Genomic DNA, 15,808 nt, shown 5'->3' on the forward strand with positions numbered 1-15,808 from the left:
CAGTCTACCCTCGGACAGCCTCCCGGATCAGGCAAGCCGTGAAAAAATTTTGTGTCTTTGTATCTTTGTGGTTCCCTTCTTTTAAGGCCTTTCGCAACACCCTCATAGCTTACAGTGGTTTAACCACTCTGGATTTTCCTGTCGCTTGCCACGAACCTGATCAAAATACATGGACTGAAGCTTTTCAGTAACGGGGCCACGCTTGCCGCAGCCGATCTTGCGCCCATCGTGTTCACAAATAGGCATTACCTCTGCTGCCGTGCCGGTAAAGAATGCTTCACGGGCAATATATACTTCATCACGGGTAATGCGTTTTTCCCGGACTTCCAGCCCAAGCTCCCGGGCAAACCGGATGATGGTATCCCGGGTAATGCCTTCCAGGCAGGAAGTCAGTTCCGGGGTATAGAGAATGCCATCTTCTTTCACAATAAAGACATTCTCACCACTGCCTTCCGCCACATAACCCTCGTTATCCAGCAGCAGGGCTTCTTCACAGCCACTGTCCAGTGCTTCCCGCAGCGCCAGCATGGAGTTCATGTAATTCCCGTTGGCTTTGGCCTTGCACATGGTGATATTTACATGGTGTCGTGTATAGGAAGAGGTACGAATTTTGATGCCACGCTCAAGCGCTTCCGGCGACATGTAAGAAGGCCAGTTCCAGGCAGCAACCATGGTGTGAACCTGAAGGCCCTCGGCTCTTAACCCCATACCCTCAGAGCCCAGGAAGCACATTGGCCGCAGGTAGGCTTCGTCCAGCCCATTCTCACGAACGACAAGCTTCTGTGCTTCGTTCAGTTCTTCTTTGCTGAAGGGGATTTCCATTCTCAGGATGTGGGCGCTGCGAAACAGGCGGTCGGTGTGTTCCTTCAGACGGAAAATGGCAGGTCCTTCTGGCGTGTTATAGGCTCTGACACCTTCGAAAACCCCCATTCCGTAATGGAGGGTGTGGGTCAGCACATGGGTTTTGGCTTCACGCCAGGGAACTAACTTCCCATCTAACCAGATAACGCCATCACGATCGGCGAAAGACATCGGGAAACTCCAGATCTAAATTATTTTGTTGGTGAAAGAGTCTGAAGTGACTATTGGATCACAACTTTTCTCTGATGCCAAAGAGTGATTGTCCACGGCAGGGGATTGCAAAATTCTCAAGCGTTATCATTTTACCGGAACCAGCTGCGCAGGTTTCAGATCTTTTCAGAATATTCTAACGATTAAGCCATTTCTAATTGAACCGATCGAGTAATTTATGGTCAGAAAGTACTTTGATAGTTCATCAAAATTTGAGGCCATTTGACAGTTGACAGTTGACATTTAAGATTGGGTCTCTTGTCTGATGTATCTACAGGTTGCTGTATCAAAAAATTTAAACAGGAGCTATTGCTAATGAACCTGGGTAATTCTTTCGGTTACTTACCGGACGGAAGTGATCTTTCTCGATATGGGGAGGTTGATCATCAGGAACCGGTACTGATTTATGATCGGGATCGGCAGCAAGCCTTGTCCGGTAAAGTATTCAGAACAACCAGCGGAGCATTGTTTCGATGTAAACCTGAGGATTTGAATGAAATTGAGAGCAGAATGTACTGTGGCGAATGTTCGAAGGGTAATAGACATATCATGGAAGGCAGGCCTTTGCATCACAGGGAGATCGTTAACAGCGCCATCATTGATGTGCGACCAAAAGACGCATCAATACTCCCATCACTGAAGGGGTATACTTTAGCATCTGACCTACAGTGTTTTATAAAGGCAGATCCTATTAATTACAAGAAGTATGATGAGCATGGAGAACTGACCGCTCTTTCCCGGCGCCTCATAGTATATTGTGCGAAGGACCATAATGGTGATGAATGTCGTCAGGCCGTGGAGTTAAGCTATTTGCCTGACCATTATCATGGCGAACATCATGGATGCTTTCCTGCCCCGGTAGTTGCACCGCAGGGACTCTATCCAACAGAGGATTTGATGACATTTGACAGCCTCCCAGAGAGGGCCGCTGGATCCGGGAATGAAGAAAGTATGGTTCAGATGCAGTTAATGTCGGGCATGAAAATACTTGAACATCTGCAAAAGAGATACAAGGAGCAGGATGAGCAAATCATTCAACTGAACAAAACGATAGAACAACTTCAAAGCAATGTAGGAAACCTCTCGGTAACCTGCGCTGATAGTAAAATTCAAATAGAGGAATTGCAGGAACAGCGCACGGATGGAACGTTTTTATGGAGAATAGACAACTTCAGAGAAGCCATAGACAAGGCAAGTATCGACATAGAAACATCGTTTGACAGTCCGGTTTTCTATTCGGCACCGGAAGGATACAGGATGAAGGCAACAATATATCCAAATGGCGATGGTAACGGAAAAGGCACCCACATCAGTCTGTTTATATCAATTATGAAAGGCATGTATGACGACATTCTGCCTTGGCCATTCGATCAAACTTTATCCTTTGAGATAGTTGGGGAAGGAAAAGAAGTTTTGGGAGTAAATAGAACTGAACCCGACCGGACGATCCCAAGCTTCCAAAAACCGGAGAGCATGAATAGAGCTGTTGGTTGCGATAAATTTATGGCAATCACTGATCTTACACACATGCTTCCGGGTGGCAGTCTATTTATCAGGATCAACGTCGGTGAGAAGGCCAGTGGCAGTGAGTAAAATTGTCTAAAATCCTTACCACCCTCATCTTCGGCTTGCGCGGGCGGGGATAAAGACAGAAACGCATAAAGTGCTCCACGGGGTGGCCATCCACAGGGCGGCCATCCCCTTGAGAGTTTACACATAATCAATTAACTGTCGTTGGATTCCTGCTCATTTCATACAGTCTGCCCAGATAGCCATAACGGCCTGACGCAGATAGTCGCCAGAGGTATTGTCTACTTCAGGTACCTCGTTTTGTAATGCTTTTTGATGAATACAGAACCGGAAGGTTTTATAAGCCTCCCGAAGCTGATGGGCGTCGTCATGTTTCAACAGGCCAGCAAGCTCCAGTTCTTCAGAAATCCGCACGTTGTCGGTCCACTTCAACAGCGACGGGTACTGGCTGGAGTACCGCAGAACGGCAAACTGCATCAGAAACTCAATATCAACAATGCCGCCCGGGTCATGTTTTAAATGGAAGACTTCACCGCTATTGACTGAAGATGATGTTGACCTCAGGTGTTCCCGCATTTTCTGGCGCATATCAACAACATCATCACGGAGTTTGTTAACATCCCGTTGCTGGCTGAGAATAGCTGATCTGAGGTCTGCAAACTTCTGTGCAAGTGTTGGGTCACCGGCAATCACACGGGCACGCACCAGGGCCTGGTGTTCCCAGGTCCATGCTTCCTCTTTCTGGTACTTCTCAAAGTAAGTGAAGGAGTTGACCAGCAATCCTTTCGAGCCGGATGGCCGTAGTCTCATGTCTGCATCATAAAGAATACCCGAGGGTGTCTGTGTGGTCAGAATATGGATGATTCGCTGGCCCAGGCGGGTATAGAACGTGGTGCTGTCAATGGCCCTGGGTCCATTGGTCTCTTTATTGGTACCGCCATTATGGATGAAGACCAGGTCAAGATCAGAGCCGGGGCCTAACTCAATACCGCCCAGCTTGCCGTAACCAACAATAATGAAGCCGGGATCACACAGGTTGCCGTCAGCATCCCGGGGCATTCCATATTTTTCAACCAGGTTGCGCCAGGCAATGGCCAGAACGGCATCAAGAATCACCTCAGCAATCCAGGTCAGGTAGTCACTCTCTTTCATCAGAGGCAGGGTGCCGGACACCTGGGCAGCCGTCACTCGTAAGACATGGGCCATTTTGAAGTGGCGCAGAACTTCCATCTGGTTCTCAAGATCATCTTCCGCAATATGGGCGAGCTGTTGGCGCAGCTCGTCGGCCAATGCTTCTTTTTCCGGTGGATTATAGAGGTCGCCAAGATTGAGGAACTCATCGAGAAGTGCTGGGAATCGGGCAATCTGTTCAGCAATCCATGGGCTGGCAATACAGAGTTTGCCAAGGTGCTCCAGGGCGGCAGGGTTCTCGATCAGCAGAACCAGATAAGCGGTTCGACGCAGCACTGCCTCAATCAGCGGAAGAATTCGCAGTAAAAAAGTATCAGGTTCAGTGGCGTTGGCGGCCACTCCCAGCAACAGTGGGATGAACTTATCCAGACGGTCACGGCTCTGCCTTCTGACCCGGGTAATGGCTTTGCTATCTCGCAGGGAAATCAGTCGCTGCCATGAGGCATCGACATTTTTGAAGCCCTCTCGGGCCATCAGCTGCTGTTCTTCTTCCTCGCTAAGTTGGTCAAGCCAGAGGGCTTGCCACTGGTCACTATGAGGATCTTTGGCATTTGTGGTTTCAGGATCAGCAATAACCGCATCAAAATAAGTGGTGACCTGGTGACGGTGTTCTTCCAGCTTTCCCAGTAACCCGGACCAGTCTTTTTGCCCCATACTGAAGGCGACCCGTGCCTGAGCCTTCGGGCTTTTCGGCAGATCCTGAGTCTGCCGATCGGCGATGGCCTGAATGGCATGTTCAAGATTACGAAGGAAAATATAAGCGGCTTTCAGCTCATTGGCTTCGTCAGGAGAAAAATAGTGTTTGCGCTGCAGCGTTGATAGAACCTTCAGCAGGTTTCGCTCCTGAAGACTGCGGTCACGCCCGCCATGTATTAACTGGAAAGACTGAATGATGAACTCAATCTCACGAATGCCACCTGGCCCAAGCTTGATATTGCTCTCCATGCCTTTGCGTTTCACTTCCCGGCGGATCAGCTGCTTCATTTCCCGCAGGGCGCTGATGGAGCCAAAATCAATGTAGCGACGATAAACAAAAGGACGCAGCTGGCTGAGCAGTAGCTGGCCTGCGAGCATGTTTCCGGCAACCACCCTGGCCTTGAGCATGGCGTAACGCTCCCAGTCCCGGCCCTGATCCTGATAATACTGCTCCATCGCTGCAAAGCTCATGGCCAGTGCTCCGCTGGAACCATAAGGCCGCAGTCGCATATCAACCCGGAACACAAAACCATCGGCACTCTGACAATCCAGCACCTTGATCAGTCGCTGGCCAAGGCGGATAAAAAACTCCTGATTGGTAATGACCTTTTTGCTGCCACGGGTTTCTCCCTGGCAGGGGTAGGTGAATATCAGGTCGATGTCTGAAGAGAGGTTAAGGTCTCTGGCTCCCAATTTGCCCATACCCAGTACCACCATGTTCTGGGGAACCGTCTCTTCCCCCGGGATGTTTGTGCCATAGGGTGTTCCCATGCTCTGGCAGCTGTCCTGGTAAAGCCAGTTGAGTGCGCTATCAATGCAGGCATCCGCCAGGGCCGACATATCCGCTGTGGTTTCCGACATGCTGACCCGGCGATTCAGGTCGAGCCAGATAATCCGCAGCATTTCCCGGTTGCGGTAAAGTCTGAGAGCCTTGATCAGGTCCTGCTCATTTTCAACCGCTGCCAGTGCTGTTTGTAAACGTTCCGGGTGGGTTCGGGCTAAATCAGGGAGTTTGTCATGGTTTTCCAGAATGCTGGCAAGCCACTGGGGGTGACGAATGCACTGCTGCGCGGCAAAGTCACTGCCTGCCCAGCAATGGATCAGCTGATCCATCAGCCCGGGACTCAGTTGATCGCTCTGGTCAGGAAAAAGGCTACCAGGAAAAGTAAATGACGGGTTGTTATCCATAAACTGCTGCAAGTGAGCAGTGACCACGTTCCTGATTTCTGCAGGAAGAATTTCCGTATTAGTGTCAGTTGACCCGCAGGCAGTTAATTGTTGACTGAGTTGTGCCCTGAGTGACTCCATAAACCCGCTCTCTTCTGGTTGCTGGTGCCATTTTATGAGAATGGGATGACTATAGCCATATACCCGTTTTCAACGCTGCCCGGATCAGGCCCTCAAACGTTATTGCCAGGAGCCTGGGTAAGTCTTAAGCGGTTGCAGGGGTGGTTTTTTGCTGGCCAGGCAACATAGCTGGTAAAAGCCGGTTGTATATCAAAGTCTTTTAGCTTCTTGATTTCCTGTTGACAAACAGGTGCATAGCCAAATAGTCGATAAAGTGGACTGTCATAATGCGTTGTGACGGAAACAACTTTATCTCCCCGCTTGAATGCTTTTTTGGCGGCAAACGCCGAGAGTTCATTGGATTGCCTGAACGCTGTAAATTGTCCAAGTGTCCACCCGCTGCTTAGTTCAAGAATCTCCAGGGGAACAAGTCCAAAGGTTGGCATATCAAAATACTGTTTGATTTCAAATATGTCGTTATGGTGCTCCAGGGCAATAATGTGCTCCAGCAGTTGGATATTTTGAGCCATCGTCAAGAGCCTTTCAGGAGTAAGCTTCTCCTGAAAAGAGGTTGTGAGCATGGCATATTCACAAGCTGAGAGTCCTGCAATTAACTTTGCAACCTGCCGCAGGGTAGAAGAAACCTGGCCAGTGCAAAGCATTTCCTGAAATGCGAAAGGGCTGAATGGCACGGTGAATGGATTTCTATCATGAATCAGGTATTCATGATCACCCAATTGTTGAATATCTATTTTTGCATAGGGGCTTTGGTCTAACAGATCGTCCCAAAGGCCATGGGCCACCACGGCTTTCAGTGTTGTTTCCGTCAGACCGGCTTCTCTACTGAGAAATGCCAGTGCCAGTACATGAGAGTATCTACCGTGCAGGAAGTTGCCTGACCAGGTGCTGTCGGTAAAACCTGATTTATCTATCAGAGAACTGGCTATCTCTGCAGGGACATAGCCTATAAACTCCGGGGCATCTTGCAATTGAAGACCTCCCCGGGCCACTTCTCCCAGAACTTTAGATAACACACCCCGGATTTTGGGGGCTGTAGCTTTGACAAAAATTTCCCCTTTCATGCCATCGGGATGAGAATATCGATATTTCTGTGCGTTGCATACGGTCTCTGCATCCTCTATGGCACTGACTCTGACTTGCTTTTCAATGTTTGCTTTTTGCTCTGTGTTAAGTTGGAGATTAATAAAACCTTCCTTTACCAGTAAATAGTCCTGAAGCTGTTTTGCGTCCAGTTCTGCAACCAGCTCTTCAGACAGCAAATGCCTGAGCTTACTGCCTACCAGATCGAAAAAAACACATTGAGCAGGGTAATCGAACAGTTTAAGTTTGCAGAACTTATATTGATCTTGTTGAAAGGTATTGAGTGCTTCTATGTCCTTCTCTTTCAAGGTTGTACCGTAAGAAAAAATCTCGGCAATATGTCGGGCAAGTTGCAAACCGACAATATATTTTGATTGGTCGGTGAAAAAGGTTCCCGGAAGGAGCAACGATTTAAGGTCAATACGTGATAAGTCCCAAAATACATTGTTATTGCACTTGACAAGAATGGGGCCTGGATCACTGATCGATCGTTCGCCCAGGGGGATCTCTTTCACTGACCTGTAACCGGCACGATGGGCAGAGGTATGACGAACTCCCCCAATAGAAATTTCTTTATTATTATGACGTACCGGTTGAGTTACTTTTTTATTAGACTCTAATGCCGATTTAAACATCGGTGTTTCTAACAGTGAAATACTATCCATACTTACACGTTTTATAATCTCATTAATTTAATAGATAGGGCGGATTTGATTATATTTAATTTGAAAAGTTCATAATATTCAGGTTTATTATTTTAGTGGTCATTTTTGTTTCAGAGGGAAGAGCCTGTTTTGTTATGTTTTTTGCCAAGTTGATTTCCCGACTTCCTTTTAAGGTCATCTATATTGTGTCCTATTTTTTTTATTTGTTCGCCTTTTATCTCTCCAAATATCGAACAGGAACTGTGCACAAGAATTTGCGACAGGCTTTTCCGGAAAAAAGGGAGGCGTATATTGCTGATGTGACCAGACAGTTTTACCGGCATCTGTCGGACCTTGCCTTTGAAGTGATCAAGGCCCACAGCATGAGCGCAGAAGCGTTTAAAGAACGCTGCTCAATTGTTGGCGCTGATGCCCTGGAGGCGGCATCCCGGGAAAGGTCCAGGCCAATCATTGTGTTAACCATCCACCAGGGCAATTGGGAGTGGATGCTCCATAGCGTGTCACAACACCTCGGTGTGCCTATTGATCCGGTTTACAAGCCTTTGCACCACAAAGGCTGGAATCAGTTTATCCATGAGATTCGCAGCCGCTTTCATTCCCGCCCCATTCCGATGAAACAGGCCGGGCGGGACATTCTTAAGGGCAAAAATGGTTTCCGGCTGTTTGTGATGCTGGCCGATCAGACCCCGGCAGAAGGAGAGCGCAGTTACTGGGTCCCTTATCTCAATAAAGAAGCGCCTTTTTACCTTGGAGCGGAAAAAATTGCCTTACTGACTCAATACCCGGTCTTTTTTGCCCAGTGTCGACGACTAAAACGCGGCTACTATGAACTTGAATTTAAAGCGCTGGCTCTGCCCCCTTATGAAAAAACCAAAGACAAAAATCACCATCCGGTTATTGATGCTTATGTCAGTGCTGCACAGGCCGCGATCTATGAACAGCCGGAAACGTTCCTCTGGAGTCATCGCCGCTGGAAACGAAGCCGGAAAAGTGATGAATAGTACATTGCCCTGCCAGACATTGGCTTTTCGGATTTAAAAGCCCTGTTTGCAGGTCATTATGTGTCTGATGACATCAGTTATTAAACGATACCCAAATTTCTGTTGGCAGACCCTGAGACAGTTCGGTTTTTAGCCAATAAAATCCAGGGTTGATAGATTGTGAGCAAAAGTGTTTGTTTTTGTTGTCTCTGTTGCGAAGTTTTTCTATAAAAATCAATACTTTTTGCAATAAAAATACATGTAAGTACTGGTACTCATTGCGGGAATTGCTTATCTTGTAGTTATATTGCATTTGATTAGTATCAATTTTTTTTAAAGCTTTGGCTGTTAGACGAAACTTGTGCGTATGCTTGATGATTGCAAGTAATCAACCATTAACAATAACGATCACAAAGTTTGTTGTAGCAGTATCGATCCCGGAGCCGATTTGTATGCATGATATCGACCCATTAGAAACCAGGGAATGGCTGGAAGCACTGGATTCCGTTCTGGAGCAGGAAGGTGAAGACCGTGCTCATTTTCTGCTGACCCGGCTTTCCCAGCATGCTCGTGCCAAAGGTACGCAGCTGCCCTACGCGATTACCACGCCGTATCGCAATACGATACCACCGGAAAAAGAAGCCCGTATGCCCGGCGACCTGTTTATGGAGCGTCGTATTCGCTCCCTGGTCCGCTGGAATGCGCTGGCTATGGTGATGCGCGCCAACAAGAAGGACAGCAGCCTGGGTGGACATATCTCTTCCTTTGCCTCCAGTGCCACTCTCTACGACATCGGGTATAACTACTTCTTCCACGGCCAGGGCAGTTACCGTGAAGGCGATCTGATTTATTACCAGGGGCACGTCGCGCCCGGTATTTACTCCCGGGCTTTTCTGGAAGGTCGTCTGGACGAGGGCCAGCTGGATAATTTCCGTCAGGAAGTGGATGGCAATGGTCTTTCCTCCTACCCTCACCCCAAACTGATGCCTGACTTCTGGCAGTTCCCGACCGTATCCATGGGCCTCGGCCCTCTGCAGGCGATCTATCAGGCTCACTTCATGAAGTACCTGATTAACCGTGGCATGTCCCGGGATCAAAACCGTAAGGTCTGGGCATTCCTCGGGGATGGTGAGATGGATGAGCCGGAATCTCTCGGTGCCATCTCCCTGGCCGGTCGTGAGAAGCTGGATAACCTGATCTTCGTGGTCAACTGTAACCTGCAACGTCTGGATGGCCCGGTCCGTGGTAACGGCAAGATCATTCAGGAGCTGGAAGGCATCTTCCGGGGGGCTGGCTGGAACGTTATCAAGGTCGTCTGGGGCCGTCATTGGGATCCGCTGCTGGCCCAGGACAAACATGGCAAGCTGCAGGAAGTGATGGACAAGGCCGTTGATGGTGATTATCAGAACTGTAAGGCAAAAGGCGGTGCCTGGACCCGTGAGCACTTTTTTGGCCGTGACCCTGAAGCGCTGAAGCTGGTTGAACACCTGTCGGATGATGATATCTGGCGTCTGAACCGGGGTGGCCATGACCCCTACAAAGTCTTCGCGGCCTACCACGAGGCGGTTAACCATAACGGCCAGCCTACCGTCATTCTTGCCAAGACGGTTAAGGGCTACGGTACCGGTACCACCGGTGAAGCGGCCAACGTCAGCCATAACGTCAAGAAGCTGCCGGTTGATGACCTGAAGCACTTCCGTGACCGCTTTGACCTGCCGATCAAAGACGAAGACATTGAGACCCTGCCTTACTTCAAACCCGACGCTGACAGCCCGGAAATGAAGTACATGCGCAAGCGTCGTGAAAAGCTGGGTGGCTTTATTCCCCAGCGCCGCGTAGAAACCGACGTTAAGCTGGAAATTCCGGGCCTTGAGGCTTTCGAAGCGGTGACCAAAGGCAGTGGCGAACGGGAAATCTCCACCACCATGGCTTACGTACGCATTCTGGGTGCGCTGGCCAAAGACAAGAGCCTGGGCAAGCACATTGTGCCGATCATTCCGGATGAAGCCCGTACCTTTGGTATGGAAGGTATGTTCCGCCAGCTGGGTATTTACTCTGCGGAAGGTCAGAACTATGAGCCGGTAGATTCCGACCAGGTGATGTTTTACAAAGAATCCAGACAGGGGCAGATTCTCGAAGCGGGCATTAACGAAGCGGGTGCCCACGCCGCCTGGATTGCTGCGGCAACCTCCTACAGCAGCAACAACGTGCCGATGATTCCGTTCTATGCGTTCTATTCCATGTTTGGTTTCCAGCGTACTGGCGATCTGGCCTGGGCAGCGGGTGATATCCAGGCCCGTGGCTTCCTGATTGGTGCCACTGCGGGTCGTACCACGCTGAACGGTGAAGGTCTGCAGCATCAGGACGGCCACAGCCACATTCTGGCATCCACCGTACCGAACTGCATAAGCTATGACCCAACCTACGGCTATGAGATGGCGGTGATTATCCAGAACGGTCTGCAACGTATGTATGGCGACGGTGACAATGTCTGGTACTACATCACCGCCATGAATGAAAACTACCGTCAGCCAGCGCTGCCGGAAGGCCCTGAAGTGATCGAAGGCATCATCAAGGGACTTTACAACCTGGAAGAAAATTCCCGTAACCAGGGGCTTAAGGTCCAGCTGATGGGTTGTGGCACTATCCTTGAGGAAGTCCGTGCAGCTGCCGGTATTCTGCGTGATGAGTTCAACGTTGAATCGGATATCTGGAGCGCAACCAGCTTTAACGAGCTGGCCCGGGATGGTCAGAACGCCAGACGTTACAACATGCTGAACCCTGAAGCTGATAAGAAAGTCTGCTGGGTTGAGCAGCAGCTGTCTGGCCGTAAAGGTCCGGTTATCGCCGCGACTGACTATATGAGCCAGTACGCGAACCAGATCCGTGAGTTTGTGCCGGCAACCTTTGTTTCGCTGGGCACGGATGGATTTGGTCGCTCTGACACCCGTGAACAGCTGCGTCGTTTCTTCGAGGTAGACCGTTACTTCATCGTGGTGGCTGCCCTGTATGCGCTGGTTCAGGATGGTGAGCTGGAAGCGTCCGTGGTCAGCGAGGCCATCAGGAAGTTTGATATTGACCCGTCCAGAGCTAACCCTCTGTATTGCTAAGTCCGGAACTGAAGAGAAGGTATGAGGAATGAGTGACGAAATCATCAAGGTTCCGGATATCGGCAGCGGTGAGGCAGAAGTCATCGAAATCTGCGTCCAGCCCGGTGATACGGTATCGGCCGAAGACTCCCTGATTGTTCTGGAGTCTGACAAGGCCACCATGGAAGTCCCGGCACCAAGGGATGGCGTGGTGACAGAAGTGCTGCTGAATATGGGTGACAATGTCAGCGAAGGTGCTCCGATGCTTAAGATGGCTGCAGCAGCATCTGAGGTTGTCGAGCCCATAGCGGACAGAGGACCGCCAGCAGAAGCCCCCGTGTCGGCAGCCCCGGTGGTTGAAGCGGCTGGTGGCTCCCGGACTGAGTCGGTGCATGTACCCGATATCGGTGCTGAAAATGTGCCGGTTATTGAGGTGAGTGTGAAGGTTGGTGACACCGTTGCCCTGGAAGACTCATTGATTGTCCTGGAGTCCGACAAAGCGACCATGGAAGTGCCTTCCCCGGTAGCAGGGGTGGTGACCGCCATTCATGTCAAGGAAGGTGACGCCCTGAGTCAGGGTGACCTGGTGATTGATGTTGAAGTCAATGGCAGCGGTGATGTCACTGCAACGCCTGCGCCGGTTCCAGCCGCAGCTCCAGAGCCTGCCGCTGTTGTGCCAGCTGCACCCGAGCCTCAGTCTGGACCACGCATGGAGAAAGTAACAGTACCTGATATTGGTGCTGAGAACGTTCCCGTGATTGAGGTCTGTGTCAGCGTTGGCGATCAGATTGAAGAAGAAGCGTCACTGATCGTTCTGGAATCTGACAAGGCGACCATGGAAGTGCCTGCACCGTTTGCCGGTGTTGTGAAAGCCATCATGGTCAAAGAAGGCGATACCCTTAGCCAGGGCGACCTGATTCTGGATATTGAAGTGTCTGGTGGCGCAGCAGCATCGGTTGTCAGCCAGCCAGCGCCTGCAGCCGCTGCACCTGCCACTGTGCCACCGAAGCAGGAGGCTCCGTCCCGCGCACCATCGGCACCACCTCCACATGCAGAAGCGCACCCTGTGGAACTTAAGCGTACCAACCGCAAATTCCATGCAGGTCCTGCGGTACGCAAACTGGCTCGTGAGTTCGGTGTTGATCTTGCTGAAGTGACCGGCAGTGGTCCACGTCGTCGCATTCTGAAAGAAGACGTACAAAAGTACGTGAAGATGCGCCTCAGTGAAAAGGCACTTTCAGGACAAGGTGCTTCTACTGGTCTGGGTATTCCAGCCATGCCAGAGATTGACTTCGGCAAGTGGGGGGACATCGAGAAGGTGGCCCTGAATCGCCTGCGCAAAGTGGCGGCTCAGAACTTCCAGCGTTCTTGGCTGAATGTGCCACACGTTACCCAGTTTGATGAGTGTGACATTACTGAACTGGAAGCGTTCCGTAAGGCTCAGAAAGCCATGGCCGAGGCCCGTGGTACCAAACTGACACCACTGCCGTTTATTCTGAAAGCCGTTGCTTATGTGTTGAAAGAGCTGCCACAGTTCTGCGCTTCCCTGAGCCCTGATGGTGAAACGCTGATCTACAAGAAGTACATCAACATTGGAGTCGCGGTTGATACGCCCGACGGTTTGCTGGTGCCGGTGATCAGGAACGTCGATCAGAAGAGCCTGTGGGAACTGTCGGCTGAATGTATCGAGCTGGCCGGTAAGGCCCGTGACAAGAAGCTGAAGCCTGATGAAATGCAGGGTGGCTGCTTTACCATCTCCAGCCTGGGTTCTATCGGTGGCACGGCGTTTACTCCGATCGTCAATGCGCCGGAAGTCGCCATTCTTGGTCTGTCCAGGGCCGCCATGAAGCCCGTGTGGAATGGCCAGGACTTCGATCCGAAGCTGATGTTACCGTTGTCACTGTCTTATGATCACAGAGCCATCAACGGTGCGGATGCAGCACGTTTCACGACAATGCTGGGTGAATTGTTGACCGATATTCGCAAGCTGCTTCTTTGAGACTTTGGTTAATAAAAAATCCGGAGATGATTAATCTCCGGATTCGGTATTGTATTTAATTGGAAGTTATGAAGAAGCTAAATTTTCCCGCAGTGCGTCCCAGGCATTAAACATAACATCTACGTGAACAGGATCAAAATTTTCCCAAATCTGAACATTACGACAATGTTCTTCTCCAATTGATTCTAATATTCTTTCTCGAATCTTAATGGCGTTTTTCTCATGTTTAACCTTGATTGTTAACGAGGATCTACCTACCTCAGCGCTTTTAATGTTGAAATCCTCATTCGGTTTAAAATTGTTTTTTATTAAAGTACTCACATCAAAAATTTTCAAAGGGTTAGCAGATAAAAGCTCTGAAAACTCATCTATTGTAGAGGGTGTGTGGCCAGTAGATAAATGCTTTGAAGAGTTATCTATTGCAGAGGCTGGTAACTTCTCATTTTCTGCTGGTGAAGGCGTTTTCACAGGACTTTGTTCCCGGGAAACACCAGGCTGCTGCGAGGCTGGTTCTGCTTTTTCCAGTACCTTTTGAGAAGCTACAGAGGCTGTAGGGGATTCAATACTGGTTTTCAGGTCTTTTTGTAACTGCCTATTGTCTTGTGGTAACAATCTGGTTTCATAGTCTTTGGTATCTGATAATTCGATGTTATTACCAAGCAGAGGTAAAACTGTATCATATGACGGCACAACTTGAGTGGCTAATCCTTGGTATTCGGACCATTTATTATCAGCTTGGTATTCGGAGCATTTATTATCAGCTTGGTATTCGGAGCATTTATTATCAGCTTGGTATTCGGAGCATTTATTATAAGTTTGGTATTCGGACCATTTATTATCAGCTTGGTATTCGGAGCATTTATTATCAGGTGTATTATCTTCGTCATCAGATAAGTCATCTATTTTAAAAAATTTCTGATTATAAGAGTTACAGTTTTCAGCGTCTGTGACCATGGGTGGACCATCATGGACCAAAAATTGGCCATCTTTAATGACCAGCTCAAGCAACCGATTACCTTCCCTGTCCACAATGGCAATGTAGCCAGGACAGTTAAAATCAAAGCAAATTGGGTCTATAAATAATGACCTACCTATATCTACTGCTGCAGTGGCAATGGAACCACGGGCACCCTTTTCATTAATGGATGCCTTGATCTTCTGAACTATGTGCAGTTGATCATCCGACTGTGTACCTAACTTTGATAAATCCTGTGCTTTTATGGAGGTTCCTAATACCTGATTAATTTTATCCAGTAACTCAGTATTACAACTGTTCGTTATGTCAATTTTGGGTAGTTTTAGCTCAACCTCCATTTCAACATTTTTTAGCTTGTCAATCAGATGATTAATCGTTTCAGAATTCAGGTTGTTAATTGCTGTCGCACTGCTTTTGCGTGGTTTTATCGCCACTAATTTAAGATCTTCTCCATTTGCAGATCGGAATTCTTTGGCAATGGCCGCAAAGTTTCCGTCAGTAGCCACGTTAAGAACTTCAGTTTTACACATCATAAGGACGTTATTAATAAAAGTTCCATCTGCACACTGAAATAGCCCCTTTTCCGTGTCATCTTCAGAAAATCTTTCATCCCAGTCAATCTGGAAATTCATCACACTGCCTAAAGCCGCTTCAACTTTGTGCCGCTGAGATTCAGTAAGATGACCAAAAACCGTATCAATTTCTCCTTCGGTCTTATCATGAACAAAAGAATCTATGGTGTCGGCAAGGTTCTTGCCGTTGTTATTATTGTCCAGCTTTTTGGTTTTATAATATTTTGACAGTGACTGTTCATACTGCTCATTATCGTAGCAAAAGGTAGACCCAATAAAGTTAGTGATACGGATTGACTGATCAGAGTCAGGATCGTTAGAGTGTTTTACGGCACATTTACCGAGTTCTGTATGAATCTTATCTTTCAGGTCTTGAGTTAAGGAACCCGGGGAGATGCCAAGAGCCGATGCCACGATGGTGTCGTCTGTCATACTCAACAGAGCCATGCCCAGAGCCTGAAGCAGGCTGACAAGAGAGAGTGCCTTACTTTTATTGCCTTTAATGTCCAAGAGTTCAAGGGATAATTTATCCACCATTGTTTTAACAATATCAGAGGCCGATAAAGTGGCCGGGGACGCTGTGTCTGGCAGATTTGTTCTCTGGAATAACGCTGACATCCCTGGGTCAAAAGGTATGGCATCCATAGTATT

General features: G+C 48.8%; 8 protein-coding genes. 4 read left to right on the forward strand and 4 right to left on the reverse strand.

Annotated features, from left to right (window positions below; translation table 11 throughout):
• Window positions 1–102 precede the first annotated feature (102 nt).
• Window positions 103–1,032: a branched-chain amino acid transaminase gene (locus ACO6UX_RS17855; RefSeq protein WP_422449734.1), complete on the reverse strand. Its 930-nt coding sequence runs from the start codon at window positions 1,030–1,032 to the stop codon at window positions 103–105.
• A gap of 354 nt (window positions 1,033–1,386) precedes the next feature.
• Here ACO6UX_RS17855 and ACO6UX_RS17860 point away from each other — a divergent pair, with 354 nt between their 5' ends.
• A complete protein-coding gene (locus ACO6UX_RS17860) occupies window positions 1,387–2,664 on the forward strand; it encodes a hypothetical protein (RefSeq protein ID WP_422449735.1) in 1,278 nt (425 codons plus the stop codon).
• Window positions 2,665–2,817: 153 nt separating this feature from the next.
• Here ACO6UX_RS17860 and glnE read toward each other — a convergent pair whose 3' ends face one another.
• Together glnE and ACO6UX_RS17870 are read right to left on the reverse strand one after the other, a co-directional pair.
• Window positions 2,818–5,703: a bifunctional [glutamate--ammonia ligase]-adenylyl-L-tyrosine phosphorylase/[glutamate--ammonia-ligase] adenylyltransferase gene (glnE, locus tag ACO6UX_RS17865; RefSeq protein WP_422449736.1), complete on the reverse strand. Its 2,886-nt coding sequence runs from the start codon at window positions 5,701–5,703 to the stop codon at window positions 2,818–2,820.
• A gap of 185 nt (window positions 5,704–5,888) precedes the next feature.
• Window positions 5,889–7,541: a hypothetical protein gene (locus ACO6UX_RS17870; protein WP_422449737.1), complete on the reverse strand. Its 1,653-nt coding sequence runs from the start codon at window positions 7,539–7,541 to the stop codon at window positions 5,889–5,891.
• 134 nt (window positions 7,542–7,675) lie between these two features.
• On the opposite strand from ACO6UX_RS17870, the gene ACO6UX_RS17875 reads away from it, so the two are divergent.
• From ACO6UX_RS17875 to aceF, 3 genes are all read left to right on the forward strand, one after another.
• Complete coding sequence (locus tag ACO6UX_RS17875; protein ID WP_422449738.1) at window positions 7,676–8,542, forward strand: lysophospholipid acyltransferase family protein; 867 nt, start codon at window positions 7,676–7,678, stop codon at window positions 8,540–8,542.
• A 431-nt stretch (window positions 8,543–8,973) separates the two neighbouring features.
• On the forward strand, window positions 8,974–11,631 hold the full coding sequence (gene aceE / locus ACO6UX_RS17880) for a pyruvate dehydrogenase (acetyl-transferring), homodimeric type (RefSeq protein WP_422449739.1): 2,658 nt from the start codon (window positions 8,974–8,976) through the stop codon (window positions 11,629–11,631).
• Window positions 11,632–11,659: 28 nt separating this feature from the next.
• Entirely contained in the window at window positions 11,660–13,609 is a 1,950-nt protein-coding gene (gene aceF, locus ACO6UX_RS17885; RefSeq protein ID WP_422449740.1) for a dihydrolipoyllysine-residue acetyltransferase, read from the forward strand.
• Between the two features lie 66 nt (window positions 13,610–13,675).
• On the opposite strand, the gene ACO6UX_RS17890 is transcribed toward aceF, so the two are convergent.
• Window positions 13,676–15,802, reverse strand: coding sequence for a serpin family protein (locus ACO6UX_RS17890; protein WP_422449741.1), 2,127 nt, complete (start codon window positions 15,800–15,802; stop codon window positions 13,676–13,678).
• Window positions 15,803–15,808 lie beyond the last annotated feature (6 nt).

Source organism: Endozoicomonas sp. ALB091, assembly GCF_049310265.1.
Lineage (GTDB): Bacteria > Pseudomonadota > Gammaproteobacteria > Pseudomonadales > Endozoicomonadaceae > Endozoicomonas.